This window comes from Paenibacillus sp. FSL K6-2859, from assembly GCF_038008265.1.
Lineage (GTDB): Bacteria > Bacillota > Bacilli > Paenibacillales > Paenibacillaceae > Paenibacillus_AQ > Paenibacillus_AQ nitricinens.
On sequence record NZ_JBBOYU010000001.1, the window covers coordinates 6803390 to 6820545 of the forward strand.

15 protein-coding genes are annotated in these 17156 nt (G+C 44.6%); 1 reads left to right on the plus strand and 14 read right to left on the minus strand.

Annotation, left to right across the window (positions count from 1 at the left end; translation table 11 throughout):
• Positions 1–65 precede the first annotated feature (65 nt).
• The 7 genes from cydC to MHB64_RS30330 form a co-directional block, all read right to left on the minus strand.
• Complete coding sequence (gene cydC, locus MHB64_RS30300; RefSeq protein ID WP_341136022.1) at positions 66–1823, minus strand: thiol reductant ABC exporter subunit CydC; 1758 nt, start codon at positions 1821–1823, stop codon at positions 66–68.
• Positions 1820–3586 (minus strand): thiol reductant ABC exporter subunit CydD, encoded by a 1767-nt coding sequence (gene cydD, locus MHB64_RS30305; protein ID WP_341136023.1) that lies wholly within the window; start codon positions 3584–3586, stop codon positions 1820–1822. The genes cydC and cydD overlap by 4 nt, the downstream gene beginning before the upstream one ends.
• Complete coding sequence (gene cydB / locus MHB64_RS30310) at positions 3586–4602, minus strand: cytochrome d ubiquinol oxidase subunit II (RefSeq protein WP_341136024.1); 1017 nt, start codon at positions 4600–4602, stop codon at positions 3586–3588. Before cydB ends, cydD begins: the two co-directional genes overlap by 1 nt.
• On the minus strand, positions 4599–5993 hold the full coding sequence (locus MHB64_RS30315; protein ID WP_076285054.1) for a cytochrome ubiquinol oxidase subunit I: 1395 nt from the start codon (positions 5991–5993) through the stop codon (positions 4599–4601). Before MHB64_RS30315 ends, cydB begins: the two co-directional genes overlap by 4 nt.
• Positions 5994–6216: 223 nt before the next feature.
• Positions 6217–6447 (minus strand): cold-shock protein, encoded by a 231-nt coding sequence (locus MHB64_RS30320; protein WP_042131698.1) that lies wholly within the window; start codon positions 6445–6447, stop codon positions 6217–6219.
• Between the two features lie 92 nt (positions 6448–6539).
• Positions 6540–6740, minus strand: coding sequence for a cold-shock protein (locus MHB64_RS30325; RefSeq protein WP_019914582.1), 201 nt, complete (start codon positions 6738–6740; stop codon positions 6540–6542).
• Between the two features lie 419 nt (positions 6741–7159).
• On the minus strand, positions 7160–8404 hold the full coding sequence (locus MHB64_RS30330) for a S1C family serine protease (protein ID WP_094869747.1): 1245 nt from the start codon (positions 8402–8404) through the stop codon (positions 7160–7162).
• A 374-nt stretch (positions 8405–8778) separates the two neighbouring features.
• Between MHB64_RS30330 and MHB64_RS30335 the strand changes: the two genes are divergently transcribed.
• Positions 8779–8988, plus strand: coding sequence for a hypothetical protein (locus MHB64_RS30335; RefSeq protein ID WP_042193027.1), 210 nt, complete (start codon positions 8779–8781; stop codon positions 8986–8988).
• Here the strand turns inward: MHB64_RS30335 and MHB64_RS30340 are convergent.
• The 7 genes from MHB64_RS30340 to MHB64_RS30370 form a co-directional block, all read right to left on the minus strand.
• Positions 8954–9763, minus strand: a complete 810-nt coding sequence (locus MHB64_RS30340) for an MBL fold metallo-hydrolase (protein ID WP_341136025.1) — start codon at positions 9761–9763, stop codon at positions 8954–8956. The genes MHB64_RS30335 and MHB64_RS30340 overlap by 35 nt on opposite strands.
• A 14-nt stretch (positions 9764–9777) precedes the next feature.
• Positions 9778–10518 carry a two-component system regulatory protein YycI gene (gene yycI, locus MHB64_RS30345; protein ID WP_094869744.1) on the minus strand — a complete coding sequence of 247 codons (741 nt, stop codon included), beginning with the start codon at positions 10516–10518 and terminating at the stop codon, positions 9778–9780.
• A gap of 38 nt (positions 10519–10556) precedes the next feature.
• On the minus strand, positions 10557–11849 hold the full coding sequence (locus MHB64_RS30350) for a YycH family regulatory protein (RefSeq protein ID WP_094869743.1): 1293 nt from the start codon (positions 11847–11849) through the stop codon (positions 10557–10559).
• A complete protein-coding gene (gene walK / locus MHB64_RS30355) occupies positions 11846–13675 on the minus strand; it encodes a cell wall metabolism sensor histidine kinase WalK (protein WP_094869742.1) in 1830 nt (609 codons plus the stop codon). The genes MHB64_RS30350 and walK overlap by 4 nt, the downstream gene beginning before the upstream one ends.
• The gene (gene yycF, locus MHB64_RS30360; protein WP_094869741.1) at positions 13675–14406 is read right to left on the minus strand and encodes a response regulator YycF; all 732 of its coding nucleotides are present in this window, start codon (positions 14404–14406) and stop codon (positions 13675–13677) included. The genes walK and yycF overlap by 1 nt, the downstream gene beginning before the upstream one ends.
• Positions 14407–14596: 190 nt before the next feature.
• Positions 14597–16141 (minus strand): M23 family metallopeptidase, encoded by a 1545-nt coding sequence (locus MHB64_RS30365; RefSeq protein WP_094876556.1) that lies wholly within the window; start codon positions 16139–16141, stop codon positions 14597–14599.
• Positions 16142–16439: 298 nt separating this feature from the next.
• Positions 16440–17090 (minus strand): hypothetical protein, encoded by a 651-nt coding sequence (locus MHB64_RS30370; RefSeq protein WP_341136026.1) that lies wholly within the window; start codon positions 17088–17090, stop codon positions 16440–16442.
• Positions 17091–17156: the final 66 nt, after the last annotated feature.

The following is a 17156-nucleotide window of genomic DNA, read 5'->3' on the forward strand; positions in this document are numbered from 1 at the left end:
CAAAAGGAATCTCTACACGCATACCTCTCTATTTTCTATATCATATTATCTCCAAACTCTCCATCCTACCCTATAAACTCCACCGGACGATCCAGCTCATACAATCTGCGGTAACGTGGTTCTTTTTTCATCAGTTCCGCATGGGTTCCACGCATTTCTACCGAGCCGTTTTCCATAAAAATCACTTCATCCATCTGCTCCGCACCGACCAAATGATGTGTTACCCAGATCAGTGACTTACCTTCCATAACTTCAAACATCGTCTTCAAAAGATCACGCTCCGTCCGCGGGTCCAGCCCTACAGTCGGTTCGTCGAGAATGACGACAGGTGTATTTTGCAGCAAAATACGAGCTAACGCTATCCGCTGGCGCTCCCCACCCGAGAAACGTTGCCCCGCTTCACGGACAAAGGTATCATATCCATCTGGCAACGAGGAGATCAACGTATCCATTTTCGCTAATGCTCCAGCTTCCTTGATCGCTTGTTCGGAAGCCTTCGGATCACCCATACGAATATTGTTCGCTACCGTAGTATCGAATAAGTGGGGGCTCTGATTTAACACCGCTATAATAGAAGGAATATGCTCACCATAAGCCGCAGCAGCGAGACCATTAATCGTAACCGAGCCTGCTGAGGGTTCAATAACACCTTGAATCGCCTTCAATAACGTGGATTTACCTGCACCACTGCGGCCAATAATCGCAATCTTTTTGCCTTGTGGAATGTCTAAGCTGAGATCGCGAACCGACCAATTATCTGCTGATCCATAATGGTAACCTACCTTTTCGAGCCTGATGTGAGCACTCTTCATGACCTGAGGTAGAGCATCGACTACAGATACAGATGCTTTTTCAGACACGATGTTCTGCCCATGTCCATCTACACCAGACAACCGCTCCAAGGAGTTACGGTACTGTGGGATCTTCTCCACCGCTTCGGACACTGGCAGAAAGGCATCTGCAACAGGAAAAACAACCAATACGAACGCCGCAATCAATGTACCTGCAATTGCACCATCCGCGAATTCTCCAGCGGCCCAATACAGCATAGAAAGCACGCCAATCCCAATTACCGCTTGCCCAATGAACGTACGAATACGTGCCCAGCTGCGCAGCGCTGCATCGGTTTGAGCCACTTTTCTCTCATCTGCTTCATAAGTATCTACGAACTGGCTTTGCCGTCCACTAATGACCCAGTCACCCATACCAAGTACGGCGTCAGTCAGCTTTTGATAGAGACGATTACGCTCTACTTTCACTTCACGTTGGCGCTTCTGTGTGAACAATAGAGATAAGAACGGCAACACCACAACTAACACCAATATATACAGAGCCATCAATAGCGCAAAGGCGATATCAAAAGTACCCAGTGCAATCACAGCTGCTCCATAAATCAGCAAAGCAATGATGCTTGGAAACACGGTGCGCAGATATACATTTTGCAAATATTCAATGTCATCGGCAAGCATCCCGAGAATATCCCCAGTGCGGAAGCGTGACGACAGGAACAAAGCCTGTGGCTCCAAAATATTGTACAGACGCACACGCATCTTAGATAGAATTCGCAAAATCGTGTCATGCCCAACTAAACGTTCTACATAATGAATGACAGCCCGACTCGTTCCGAACGTACGCACACCTACAATTGGTACATAGATCATTAGAATATTTTCGACGGGTGTAGACGCTTTTGAGATCAGAAATCCTGAAGTATACATTAATGATGAGGCTGTAAAAATCGTCAACGCCCCAAGCACGATAATAAGCACAAAACGCCAAAAATACGACGATACATACGGAGCAAACCATCCTTCACGTTTCAATGGATTCCCTCCAATTGCGACCCGATCAACTCATAATACGCACCCTTGCGGGCAAGCAACTCCTGATGGGTACCGATTTCTGCCACTTTTCCTTGTTTCATTACTACAATCATGTCCATATCAAGCATCCAGTGTAGGCGATGTGTAGCCAGAAAGACCAGCTTTCCTTCAAAAAGAGGCACCATCGTTTCCTTCAGCTCATATTCGGTTTCAATATCCAGATGTGCCGTTGGCTCGTCTAATAACATAATCGGACGACTGCTGAGTAAGGCCCTGGCTAAGGCTACACGCTGCTCCTGCCCACCACTGAACGAACGACCCCCGCCGCCGATCATCTCATCCAGACCATTCGGAAGGGTTGCCACCAGCTCCGATAATCCGGTAGCTTTCACAGCTGCAGCCACAGCTTCCATAGAAGCTTCAGGGTAATAGAAGCGAATATTATCAGCCAATGTACCGCTAAAAATATAAGGGCGCTGCGGGATATACGAGGTCTGCTTTCGCCAAGCCTCATCCGTTAATGCGCTAACCGTTGTACCGTTAACGGTGATATTTCCCGAAGTAGGGTGTAAGAACCCACCCAAGATATCGACTAGCGTAGATTTACCGGCTCCACTCTCTCCGATAATCCCAATTTTGCTGGCGCCTTTAAATTTCAGATTCACCGCTTCCAGCGAAGAAAGACCAGCTTCCTCGTATTTTACACTGACATCATTTAATGTAAGTATGCTATTTTTATGCCAAGTGAATATCTCTTCTGATGTTTTCGATGCTGATTTCAATGCTTGGTCACCATTAGAACCTACTACTTCAGCTTTCACTTCATCCTGATCTATAATACTCTTCATTGCTTCAGCGGCTTCCTTCCCATCCAAAGTAGCATGGAAATCTGAACCTACCAGTCTGACAGGCAGGAAATATTCCGGCGCCAAGATCAGAATGGTTAAGCCCGTAACAAGGGTCATCTGATCGTTCACCAGCCGCAGCCCAAGACTTACCGCTACGGAAGCAACCGATAACATTGTAAAGAAGTCCAGAGCAAACGAGGACAAAAAGGCTACTCGCAGGGTTCGCATCGTCGCCGAGCGATATCGATCGCTGACCGTAGCAATACTCTTGCTATGACTACGACTGCGGCCCAGAAATTTCAGCGTCTCTAGCCCACGGAGGGAATCCACAAAATGATTAGACAATGTGCGATAAGATTTCAGCTGACGGTCCATCTGCTTGCGAGCGGTCATCCCGATCAAAATCATAAAAACAATAATAATTGGCATGGTAATTGTAAGAATAATCCCACTCGCAGTATCCATCTTGTAGATATAAATAAGCACCAAAATCGGTGTAATTGACATCCCTACCATTCTAGGGATAATCGCTTCCAGATATGTGCGGAACTTTGTTACGCCTTCCAGCACAAGTGTAACAAGATCCCCGGTTCCACGCCCGCCCACCATTCTGGGTCCGAGCTGGAAGAGCTTATCCATCATTTCCCTCCGCATATTGCTGCCCGTTGCTTCCGCAAAGCGGTAAGAGATACGGCTCATCAGCATGGCGCAAGCATGGCGCACTAGAAATGCAAGAAGGAACAATAGCGAAGTAGCCCATTGTTCCTTCAGAGGTTCTCCCGCAAATAGCGCAGAGATAACTTCTGCCAGCCATTTGGCCAGCAGAAGTATGGACAAGCTTTGCACCAGGGTAAGGAGACCAACGATCAGAAAGACCGGCTTAACTCCTTTATACCCAAGCAAATTTTTATCCATCAGTATTCAAGATGCTCCTTCTCGTGAACGCGTTTATGAAAGACAAAGTAACTCCAAATCTGATATCCCAATACGAATGGAAGGATGGTCAGTGCCACAATCGTCATTACCTTTAAAGAGTAATGACCGGAAGCCGCATTGGTGATTGTCAAATTAAAGGCTTGATCTATTGAACTAATCATAACACGTGGGAACAATCCTACAAAGATAGAAGTCACGGACAATGCTATTACCGCTCCTGTCATGCCAAAAGCATAGCCATCCTTCTTCTTTGTCATGAAATAACCCGATAATATGAATGCGATAATTCCTAGCGCTACTATAATCATAAGAACTAAACCACGTTGTTCGAAAATATCAGTCATATAATAAGTCATTACCACGAAAGCAAACAATAAAGCTCCAAGTGGCAAAAGCAATCTTTGCGCCATTTTTCGAGCACGAGCCTGTAGATCACCTACTGTACGCAGGGTAGTGAACATTAGTCCATGTACCAAGCAAAGAAGAACAACAGTCACACCAGCCACTACGGTATACACATTTACGATATCAGTAAAACCTGCGTACATTTGCATATCCCCATCAATCGGCAAACCTTTGATGAAGCTGGCGAACACCACAGCAAGGAGGAACGGTGGGAGGAAGCTGCCGAAAAAGATGCACACATCCCAAGTTTTTTTCCAAGCTACAGAATCCCGTTTGCCTCTGAATTCAAAAGCAACACCACGTGCAATCAAAGCTAATAAAGCAAAGACAAAGGGAATATAAAATCCACTAAACAATGTTGCATACCACTCAGGGAAAGCCGCAAACATTGCACCCGCAGCAGTAATTAGCCATACCTCATTTCCATCCCAGAAGGGTCCGATCGAGTTAATCAAAATCCGGCGCTCTGTATCATTTTTAGCCAGAATTTGTGTTTCCATCCCTACGCCGAAATCGAAACCCTCCAGGAAGAAGAACCCTATAAACAGAACTGCAATGAGCACAAACCACAATTCATTAAGAGAAATCATTGGGCGCCCTCCTCGTTATATGGATCATGCGAATCCCCGTGATCGTTATCCATCGCATAAGGACCTTTTTTAATCACTTTCATAAACAAACCAATCAGAACTAATCCGAGAATGGCGTAAATCGCTGTAAAAGAAATAACAGAGAATAGAACCTGACCACTCGTAATATTAGGTGACACACTGTCTTCCGTTGTCATCAGTCCGAATACCGTCCATGGCTGACGCCCGAATTCGGTCATGACCCACCCCGCTGTATTTGCGATTGGAGGAAGCAATAGTCCCCATAACATAAACCGCATAAACCAAGTGTTAGGACGGTCCATCTTTTTGCGCCACATTAAATACATTGCGTACATACCCAGTACAATCATTAACGTTCCTGCTAGAACCATGATCCGGAAACTCCAGAATGTCGTACGTACAGGTGGAATATAGTCACCGGGGCCATAGGTTTGCTCATACTCAGCCTGCAGCTCAAGCATACCTTTAACTTCACCGGAAAATTTACTGTATGAAAGGAAGCTCAGCATGTACGGAATTTGAAATTCACCCGTACTTTCTTGCTTCTCAGGATCAATATTTGCCCATACGGTCCAAGGTGCCGGGTCACCACTCTTACCCCACAGTCCTTCGGAAGCCGCCATCTTCATAGGTTGAGTTTCAACCAAATACTGTGCTTGCGCATGACCTGCCACTGCTACACCAATCGAAGAAATGATCCCTACGATCGCTGCAATTTGAAAAGATTTCTTAAAAAAAGATACATCTTGTTTCTTCAATATCTTGTACGCACTAATCCCCGTTACGAGGAAGGCGCCTGTTGCATACGCAGCAAGAACCGTGTGCGGGAATTCAACCAGCAATTGTCCGTTCGTAATCAGCGCGAAGAAATCATTCATTTCTGCACGTCCATTATTAATCGCAAAACCCACAGGATGCTGCATAAAAGAGTTCGCTGCTAGGATCCAGAAAGCAGATAACATCGTTCCGAATGCTACCAGCCAGATGGACAATAGGTGCACTCTCTTGGACACTTTGTCCCAGCCGAATATCCAGATTCCAATAAAAGTAGACTCCAGAAAAAAGGCTGCCAATGCTTCAACTGCAAGCGGAGCCCCGAAGACATCACCCACAAAACGTGAATAATCAGACCAGTTCATCCCGAACTGAAATTCCTGCAAAATCCCTGTAACTACCCCTACTGCAAAGTTGATGAGAAACAGCTTTCCCCAGAACTGCGCCATTCTTTTGTACTCTTCATTGCCTTTTCTAACGTACATGGTCTCCATAATCGCAATCAAGAGCGCTAGTCCGATTGATACCGGTACAAAGAAATAGTGGAATATTGTCGTCGACGCAAATTGTATACGCGACAGCATTACTGTATCCATATTTTTCCCTTCCTTCTCCCCTTTTCGTTAATTATATTGTGTCAAAAATTTAGACGTCGTTTTGTGATATATGTCACACAAAGGAGTGCTTTTAACGGTAAAATTCAAATGATTTGTGACAAAAATCACAATTTGCCTTAAAAAAAGCAAAAAAAATAAGACGGTTTGACCGTCTTGAAGTTGTTCACTGCTCTATAACAAGCTTGACTCATAAAGGCATTGGTTAGGTAATGGAAATACCCTTCTTCAGCGATTTGAGATCGCCATTCGAATTAAGCAATTGTGGTAGCATCTTCGTGCTGCGAACCATTGGAGAGTCACATAGACGGCAAGAAGGCGCATGTTCAAATGCGAAATTATCCCTCATCCATCCGTTGCATCCATCATTGGTACACGCCCAAATCGCGGTATTTTCTTCCGGTATTTCTTCCAAAGGTTTCTTCCGGTAGTTCATTGCCGTTCCTCCCATCCTGTAAGTCAATAGTGACTAACTAGATATAAAAAGACCGTCCCAACTTTCACAAGCTGGGACGGTTTCTTCTATTATTACAGTTTTACAACGTTTTCGGCTTGTGGTCCACGGTTGCCTTGAACAACGTTGAATTCAACGCGTTGGCCTTCGTCCAAAGTTTTGAAGCCGTCGCCAGTGATTGCGCTGAAGTGAACGAATACGTCGCTTCCGCCTTCAACTTCGATAAAACCGAATCCTTTTTCTGCGTTGAACCATTTAACTGTACCTGTTTGCATGTGTGTTACCTCCACAAATTTAAATTAATATGTTCTTTTTATCTTCAAACAAAGAAAAAATTCACACATTGAAAAAGGTTGTATTACCGAATATAACAGCCCTTTTCAATGCGAAAATTAGGGACTAAATGTATGATTGATATCATATTACCACACCTGATTAGCAAAGGCAAGCTGGCATCCGTATATATCCGTTTCTACCCTAATAAGTATTACCTTCCAATGTAAGGGTTGCCAGTCAGCCCAAAATTCATTAAATCAGCTTATAACTGCCATATTTATCAAAAATTTAGAAGAAACAGATCCCCGATAGCGATACAGAGTATCGCTATTTCAGGAAGCTCTACCTTCTCAACTGAAGGGGTAGTCCGCTCTACTTGTCATTACTGCTATATCATTATATGCCGACTTCCAGCATATTATTCCTCTGGTTTTTCAAGAAGTTTAACTGTGGCTTGATTGACTTTCCCATTTCGGTAATAGGTAATCTTCAGATCCTCACCAATCTTCGTCTGATTATATAAATACTTGCGAAGGGAAAGCGTAGATGTAATAGGTTGATCATTAAATTTCGTAATCACATCATTGAACTGTATTCCCGCTTCCTGTGCAGGTCCAACAGCATCCAGAACGACAACCCCATCCTTAACATTGTTCGGTAGGTTCAGTTCCTTGCGTTGGTCCTCTGCGAGAGGAACGTAAGGATTGTTTAAATCTACCGAATATACGCCTAAGTAGGAACGAGCAATCCGCCCTTTCTCAGCCAGTTCATTAGCGGTGTCTATCACATGGTTAGCTGGAATAGCAAAACCCAGCCCTTCTACACCTGTATCGGAGATTTTCATCGTGTTAATACCGATCACCTTACCATCCAAATCCACAAGCGCCCCGCCGCTATTGCCTTCATTGATTGCCGCATCGGTCTGAATGACCTCTTGCTCCCAATCATATACGCCGTCCTGATTCAAGGATACGGGAACCTTCCGTTCAGTGTAGCTAACAATACCTGAAGTCAATGTGTCACCAAGTCCTAACGGATTTCCGATGGCAATGACCGTTTCACCTAGACGAAGCTTCGAGGAATCTCCGAGCTCCGCGATTGTATTGATACCCTTGGCGTCAATTGAAAGCACCGCAATGTCACTCACTTTATCCGTTCCAACGAGTGTAGCTTTACGTGTCTCGCCATCTACTGTTACGACTTCAAGATTGCTAGAGTCTTCGATGACATGGTTATTAGTAATGATAAATGCCTTATTATCTACCTTTTTATAAATCACTCCAGAGCCTAATGCTGACTCATCCAGAATGTTCAATTCTTTATTGTCTTCTTTATGATTGATAATACTTACTACTGCAGGACGAACTCTAGCAGCGGCTTGAATGATACGGTCAAACGGATCACTGCTTGGGGCAACCTCCCCAGTTGTTACTACCGACTTCGGGGCAGTTTCGTGACTCATTTGTCCAGTAAGCATACTGAATAAAAACACTGCCACCACAGCACTGATTAAGGAGCAGACGGCGGATATTTGCCAAGTAGCTAAGCCCTTGCGCGATCTTCGCACAGAATGCTTGCGGTTAGCAAATGATCCCTTTGATGCTTCATCCCCTCTGGACCGTGATACTTTAGTTGAATAGAAATCGTCATCAAACAATCCCACCGAAAATCTCCCCCTTCTATTGCCAACCGTTCACAGTATTTAAAACCTGAACCTCTAGCAATCACGTTCCAAGCATATACCTCTGCATCCTTTAGACTCCAACAATCACTAAAAAGTTTCACTTTATCCATTAACCACACAATAGTTTCAGTTAATCGAAAGAATTTTAGAATCTTTCAATATATCTTCTCTACTAGGAATATTTTGTAACTTAAAAGACTACACTAATAGAAAGGTTCCTTAAATTTAGAGTTTGCTTATCACGTCTATAATTGTATCACAGGCAACCGTCAATTCGTGATTTTCCTGAGGTAAAAAGCCTGCGAATTTTTTACAACTCCAGTTCTGCTTATCCTATATAAGGAGGTATAATTATGAATTCTTTTTCCACAAGTATGGATCTGGTCGAGTTTATCGGTAAGCTTGGTGATTTAAAGGATGAACATTACCATATGACCCTTGCCTTCAGTGCAATGATCGAATTGATGATCGATAAAGGCCTGATCTCCCGCCAAGAATTAGAACGAAAGACTGCCGAGCTTGATCAGCTTATGACAACTGGCTCAACTTATCCCATGGCGTAGGTTGGTCATAATAGGTATCGCAAAGCTTAAACTCACTATCTTTAAAGAAACAGCCCCGATCCTCCATTGCGCAACGCACCGACATTTTGGCCAAATCCATCATATTATGATCCCGGCTTAAATGCGCTAAATAGGTACGTTTAGTCCGTCCTGTGAGAATTTCACTTAGTGCCGCTCCGGCTGCTTCATTAGAAAGGTGACCCATGTCGCCAAGTATACGTCGTTTCGTATTCCACGGATAACGTCCCATCCTCAGCATTTCAATATCATGATTCGCCTCCAGCACCAATACGTCCGCCTCTGAAATCGCATCTCTTACCTTGTCGCTAACATACCCCAGATCTGTAGCTACACACAGCTTTTCTTTTCCATCATAAAAATTGTAGCCCACCGGCTCCGCCGCATCATGAGAAATTGCAAACGATTCTACACGCATACTGCCAAAATCCCTATGCTGTCCCGATTCCATAATGATTCGGTTATAGTCGGGTATTTTTCCAATGCCTTTTTCAATGGCTCCCCAGGTATTGGTGTTCGCATAAATCGGAAGATCGTATTTACGGGCCATTGCCCCGAGTCCTTTAATATGATCGGAATGCTCGTGTGTGACTAGAATCCCGTCTATCTCATTACCCGTTAGCTCGCGCATGGCCAACAGCTCATCGATCCGCTTGGCACTTAGTCCCGCGTCAATCATAAGTGTTGTCTCCCCGTTCCGTACCACCGTTATATTTCCGGTAGAACCACTGGACAGTACTGTAAATGAAATCCCCATTTTCCTTACTCCTTCTAATCTGTTGTCTTCGGACTGATGATGTCCGCACTTATAGCATCCACATAATAGGCATTGCCGTTCTCCAGCATGAACCGCCACATCGGTGACGCTACCTGACTTTCGGAGTTGAACAACTCACCATAATAACCAAGCTCAATCTCCTTCACTACGGAGTCTGCCGGAAAATATTTTTCAATCAAACTGCTAAGCGCTTGCGATGCCGGCAGTACCTTCTGTTCCTTATCGCTACTGCTTGCCCCTATCTCAATCTTAGGTGAGCGGAAAGCTACAATCTTCTGATCACTATTAATCAACTCTAACCTAACTCGGAATAGCGACCACTGATTCTGAACTAGCGGGTGAAGCACGAACTTCCCAACTTCACTTTCTTGAGAATCAAAACGATAATTTGCGATATCCGGTATTTGACTCTCAAGCGCCTTGCTAAGCTCGGTGAAGGAAGAATAGATCAGCTTGCTATCTATAGGAACATCTAATTTAATGGGTGGTTCATTCTGCTCTTCAGCAGAATATCGATAAGTGATATTAGGAAGCTGCGGGGTAGAAGCCGGAATGGGACACAACACACGAATCCCTTTCTGCTCCATGACCGCCTGGGTTTCTTCGGACAGGGAAGTGAAATCGAGATTGGCACTAACCTGATCGCGCAAATCAATCCACAGCTGATAACATAGCAGCAGATTTAGACCTAAAAAGGCGCAAATTAGTACATTTTTGGCTCTTCCCCAATCCATACCCTTACCTCCTAAATGTTATATGAACAACTTGTACATTAATTTAATGTAAGAACGCTGCCGTCAATAAGTGTAACCTTCCAGACTGGAAGTAGTTGCAGCTTTTCTTCTTTCACTACAGGTACATACGCAGGCGTTAAATCCTTCACTGCCGAAGTTTTGCTAACCGCAGACAATTGACTTTCTAGCTCCACGCCTCCAGATAGCTCTACGATTTTCTTCACTGCTTTACTCTCATCAATATAGATTAACGAGCGTTCATAAGAGGATACGGTGCCTTGCTGCAATTCCAGATTAATAACACCATACTGCAGCTGCGAATTACTCATGATCGGATAGGAACCATATGGATAGGAGCCATAATATTGTTGAAAAGAGACCTTTCTCTCCTGTCTCCCCTCCTCTGTGGCTTCAAGACGATAGGTTCCATTCCATCCACCATGTTGGTTCACAAATTCCACAGCTTCAAGCGCATCCTTGGCAGGTGTACTGTCTCCGGCTGGAAGCGCGGCAGGATCGCTATAGCTCATCCAATTCCGTTCCTTATCGACCTGAAGACTCCGTTTGCTATCCGTATAAATCTCCGAGCCATTTTTCTCGCGAATATATCTAGTGCTTCCAACATCGAAGAAAAGATTGTTCTGCATCTGTTCTATGGTATACATGCCTGAAGGCATCTCAACCTGAACCAGAGAAATCTTGCTGTCTGGCACATAATAATCACCATCTACGGACTTGTAAGGCGTCCAATTCTTGCCGAAATCCACATGCTGCTGCACGTCTTGCACAGTTAAATCCGCTTTTGCTGCTTCATATATAATGTCGCCTCTCGTGCTGAAGAAAATAGCATGCGCTTTGGAATCATTCTTAATGTTATAGATCCAAATGCGATCGATGCTTTCTCCTTCAAATAGGGAATCAGGTGACAGCTGCATAACCCGCTGAAGTAACGTTACCGGAATGCCGGATCCGAACGAAAGCTCAATCCCCGGATTCTCATTGCGAATCTTATCCCAGTCATAATCCTGTACCGAGTGCCGCTGGAAGCTTTCAAATCCACGCCCTTTTAGCCGATTCATAATCAAGCTATAGAACGTTGAGTCTGGATAAAAAAGCGTATGCTTGTTTTCGCCCATATGGATGATCATTTTATCAGGGTACAGCAGGTTCTCGACCTTTTCCTCCGGTCCCATATTGTCTGTCTTCACATATAGATTCTCGGAGAGTACCGCAGAGTCTGCACCAGGCAAGCGGTAAATCAAATAGTAACTCTCAACAAGGCTTCCCAGCACGAGCAAGGCTAGAATCCATGACTTCAATCTCTCCTTCATGTCTCACTCCCCCTTTGCGCATTCAGAGGTAGCGTAAAGGTTACCTTAGAGCCTTCATTAAGCTCGGATTGCAGGGAAATAGAGCCTCCATGGGCTTTCACAATTTCCCGGGCAATGGAAAGGCCAAGTCCGGTGCCTCCCATATTCCGTGAGCGCGCCTTATCCACCCGATAAAACCGTTCAAAGATCCGCTCGATGTCTTTCTTCGGAATACCAATCCCGGAATCACGTACAGAAATGGAGAGCATTCCATCCTCACTTTTCATGGCTTCCAATTCAATCGTACCGCCTTCTGGCGTATATTTTAATGCATTGGAGACCAAATTCCCCAAGACCTGATCAATTTGATCACGATCGAGCCATGCTGTGCTGACATCCCTACGGACCCTTGTACTAATGTCGATCCGCTTCTGCCGAATCTGAAAAGAAAAGCGGTCTGCTACATCCTCCAGCATCTCTGTAATATCCGTCTGCTGAATTCTGAGAAGTGCCTCCTTGGAATCCAGACGCGAAAGATGCAGTAGATCTGTAACCAGACGAATCATACGCTCGGTTTCGTTACGAATAACCCCAACAAAACGAACCGCTAACTGCGGATCCTCAAGCGCTCCATCATCAAGTGCCTCCACATAGCTCTTAATCGTTGTAAGTGGCGTTCTTAGCTCATGCGAAACGTTCGCAACGAACTCTCGGCGTGATTCCTCCAGGTTCTCTTGCTCAGTTACATCCTGCAGTACAGCAATCGTACCGGCAATGCCGCCTTCACGGCGATGAATCGGAGTAAACGTAACTCTCACGATATTAGAATCTTCTCCACCCATATGTGTCAGATGCAGCATTGCAGACTGGGCATTGCCTTTAGCCAAGGAACCGCTCTGCTCATAATCAAGACCTAGCAATTTATCCAGGGGGGCACCTTCCGGCAACGGACCTTCTGTTCCCAGCATAAGTGCTGCTCGAAGGTTCATAAGAATGACTACACCATTCTCATCCGTGGCTACCACACCGTCGCTCATATTCGTCAAAATAGAGGTAAGCTTCTCTTTCTCTTCCTCATTCTGAGAGAGCGCCTCACGCAATCTGCCGGTCATATAATTGAATGCCTGACTGAGTTGTCCAATTTCATCGTTGCCGAGTACGGGCATTTTTCGATTGAACCGACCCTCAGCAACAGCTGTTGCATGCCTAGTCATTTCTTTAATCGGCTGCGTAATGGTGTGTGCAAGAATAACACATAGGACAACCGTCAGTCCCAAGGCTAACAGCAAACCAGAGATGAATACACTGTTGATCCTGCCCATAGTCGCATATAAATCCTTCATGTCAGCAGCAATATAGATTGCACCTACTACCTTGTCACCGGAAAGTACCGGCTTGGCCACAACCTTTTTTCGAACATTATCATCGGCAATAATATATTCTTCATTATCGCTGATCCCCTGCAAGGCGCGATTGACTACGGTCTGAGTATTGCGCTGTCCGACATAGTCATTTTGCGAGGGCACGGAGGTGGTAATGATTTTGCCGCTGGCATCAAGCACTTGAATTTCAGCCCCGTTAATGTAAAGATTATTAACCATACCGCGCAGACTTTCTACTGCCGTTTCCTCGTCCGCGGTGCCAGCTTCACTGCCAAATTTATCAGCAGTCAGGATGGACAGCATCTCCGCACGTGCTTTAAGATCCTTCGTGAAGTTATCCGTTAACGAGTTCTTCATCGAACTGACAAAATAGACTCCAATTAACTGCATAGCTATCAGAATCAGCAGCACATAAATAATAATAAGCTTGGCCTGAATTGTCCGGAAAAAGGACCACCATTTCATCACAATCCTCCGCTTTTAGGGCTATGCATCAAATAGCCAAGTCCGCGCCGAGTATAAATATATTCCGGCTTGCTGGGATTCTCCTCAATTTTCTCTCTTAAACGACGGATCGTCACGTCAACGGTCCGCACATCGCCGAAATACTCGAATCCCCACACGGCCTGCAGTAAATGCTCCCGGGTCATTACCTTACCCGCATGTTTAATCATATAGTAGAGCAACTCATATTCACGATGGGTCAAATCAAGCGGCTCCCCACCCTTATATACCAGATACATATCTGTATCAATAAATAGATCAAAATGGTAAATACCCTGTCTAGTCTCTGCAGGTTCATTCGCCGTTCCCGGCGGTGACGGTTTGTGCTGTCTCCGCATTTGGGCTTTCACTCTGGCGAGTAGCTCACGTGTACTAAAAGGTTTGGTCACATAGTCATCCGCACCAAGCTCTAGACCAAGCACCTTATCAATCTCTCCGTCTTTGGCAGTAAGCATAATGATAGGAATATCCAAATGTGCAGAACGAACCTCACGACAAACATCCATCCCGTCCTTACCAGGCAGCATAAGATCAAGCAGCATTAGATCAGGCTTTTTGGACAATGCCAATTCTACTGCACTGTTACCATCAAAAGCACAAATAACCTCGTAGCCTTCTTTTTCTAGATTAAACTTCAATATATCAGCAATAGGCTGTTCATCGTCTACTACCAGAATCGTTCCCATCTGCATGTCTCAGCTTCACCTTCCTATCCCTACTTAAAGATCATTCCTTTATTTTAACATACCTGTCTTAACGTCACATCCTACGAAATAAGGAATCGGCTTCCCCAGCAAAATGAAACAGCTATATCGTCATTCCTATATTTTAAAAAAATAAAACCGCTCGAGTTTAATCGAGCAGTTGAGGTTAATGTATGAATTATCGCAAATACTTCATTGGATTTACTGCAGTGCCATTCTTCCGAATCTCAAAATGCAGATGTGTTCCTGTCGAGCGTCCAGTATTGCCCATTACACCAATTTTGGCGCCTTGCTCCAAACGCTGTCCCGTAGAAACGGAGATGCTGTTTAAGTGGCCATAATAGGTTTCGTATCCGTTACGGTGATCCACAATAACCACATTTCCATATCCACTCTTCACACCAGCAAAGATTACAGTTCCGGCATCAGAGGCTTTAATGTTCCGGTTGCCAGATACCATATCTAGACCCTTATGAGCACGGCTCCAGCGCTCACCGAAACTACTAGTAAGGGTTGCTCCGCTTACTGGCCAACTGAACATGCCTGTTCCTTCACCAACTACCTTTGTACCCCGATAAACCACTTCAGGAAGAGAAGATTTAATAACGGTCTGACCCAACCACTCTTCTTGTACGACCATTCCGTTTTTCTTTGTTAACCGGTACTGCATTTCTTTAAGGCCCGTTTGTCCTGGACGAACGACCTTACTTTTGCCTGCTGGTAACTGGTCGCTCTTCCGTACGATCACTTCAGGCTCAGTAACCACCTGCTCTGACACTTGCTCTACAGTAACAACTGTAACATCTGGCTGTGGTACCTTCAGCTTCAGTGTATCTCCAATCTTCAACGTTAGCTCTTTCACATCCGGGTTGTTACTGTAGACCTCTTTTTGTGTAATTTCAAACCGTTTAGCAATCCCCGAAATCGTATCGCCCTCTTGAACGGTATAAAGAAGTGGCGCTTCTTTACCCTCGGTAAGTGTCTTGACTGCTTCCTCCACATCCAACACTTTGTTAGGATCTGTCTTCACAGGAACAATAGAGACCTCTTCACTAATCTTAACGGACTCCACTTGTTTAGCAGCTTTCGCTTTCGCAGCGCTTGAGCTTGAGGCAGCCGTTCTTGTGAGCTTACTCGCTGTTGCTACTTCAGTTTGTGGAACATAATGATTCTTGACCCCTTCGAGTACCGCATTTGCGGTCTCTTGATCCTTAACAATGCCAACGGCTTTGCCATCTACCATTAATTCCACACCTACAGCATAGGCCTTCAGCATACCATCTAATTTATTAAGCGTTGCTTCACTATCAACTTCCGGCTTGTACGCTTTCTCCTGTTTAATTGTAATGCCTTCTGTCTGAAGCACCATCGTTGAAGCCGGATACTTATCCTGATATTCCTGTTGCTTCTTATCATACAGCTGGTTAAGCTGTGCCTGATCGTTAAGCTTCCCGATCTCCTTCCCCTTCACCAATACTTGGTAGTAGGTTTCGGTATTGGCTGCTACATACTTTTTCTCTGCACCGATTAACACAGTGGTTAGAAGTACCATGCCAACAGCTCCCAAGATCCAAGAGCGCCGGAATCTACGAGTCCCTTTTTCTTGATGAAAGTGTGTGGAGTCGTGATCGAAATTGTGGCTCTGCTGAACATCTGCTCCGGATTCTGCTGTGTCAATATCCCGCAGTTTCCCCATCCGGCGCATGAACTTAAATCCCTTCATGAAACTCTCCCTTTCAGTCCGCTCTGTCATCTGATATGAACGGCCAAGCTAGTTGTACGATCTCGATTATATAGATTACGACCATGAATGTTTCTACTTATCCTAGTTCTAAATTCCTGCTTCTAATGGACCCTCAAAAAGGTTACAAAAAATTAACCCTTTGACATCCTTGTCTAATGTACCATAGCTGAGCAAAAAATTTCAACTTTGTATACATAAAAAAACCCACGAAATACGCGGGTTTTTTGCGCTAATATGAAAATTTAGCCTTTTTCTTGTGTCTATAAATTGACAATTACTATGGTTGCTGTAGAGTTCCTGTAGTTGGTGTAAGCATTTTCATTATACTCTCGTATTCATCAGGATCAACATATTTGGCAATGACTTGTTGCAGCTCCTTAACCTCATCCTCTGTTAATCCATCCTCCATAGCTGTGGAAATTTTCTGCATCTCATCCTGCGGTAGCTTGGACATCAAGATATTGAATATATTTACCTTCTCCGCTGAAGGAAGATTATCTTTTAAGTCACCTATTGCCTCAGGTGTCATTACCAATTTTTGGTCCTCGAAACTCCCGCTCTGGCTTTCGTTAGTAGAAGACTCATTTGAGGCTTGGCCCATAACCGGTAAAGCATCCTCGGGTGCTTTTTCCTCCACCGGCTCCCCTTTTTCAGGTGTATCCTTACTGTTATCTTTATCCTTGGTTACCGTGCTGCCTGTTGTCGTCGCTTCTTTATTTACTTTATTGGTATCCGATTGGCTATCCATGCCAATCATACTCTTGACCATCCCGCCTAAACCTGGGCCTGGACTATCCACTTTAATATCGAAGCTTGCCAGCACCGACTGAATATAAGCATTTACAACCACGCCTGTAGTTAGAATTGAAAGTGTACTTGCGAGTACTACAATTAGACATACTCCCAGTGCACGCTTCACGATCTTCATTTCTTCTCTCCTCTCACCTATGTCCAAGTCTATCTGGTATATTTTTTCCATGTTTTTCTATAGTTT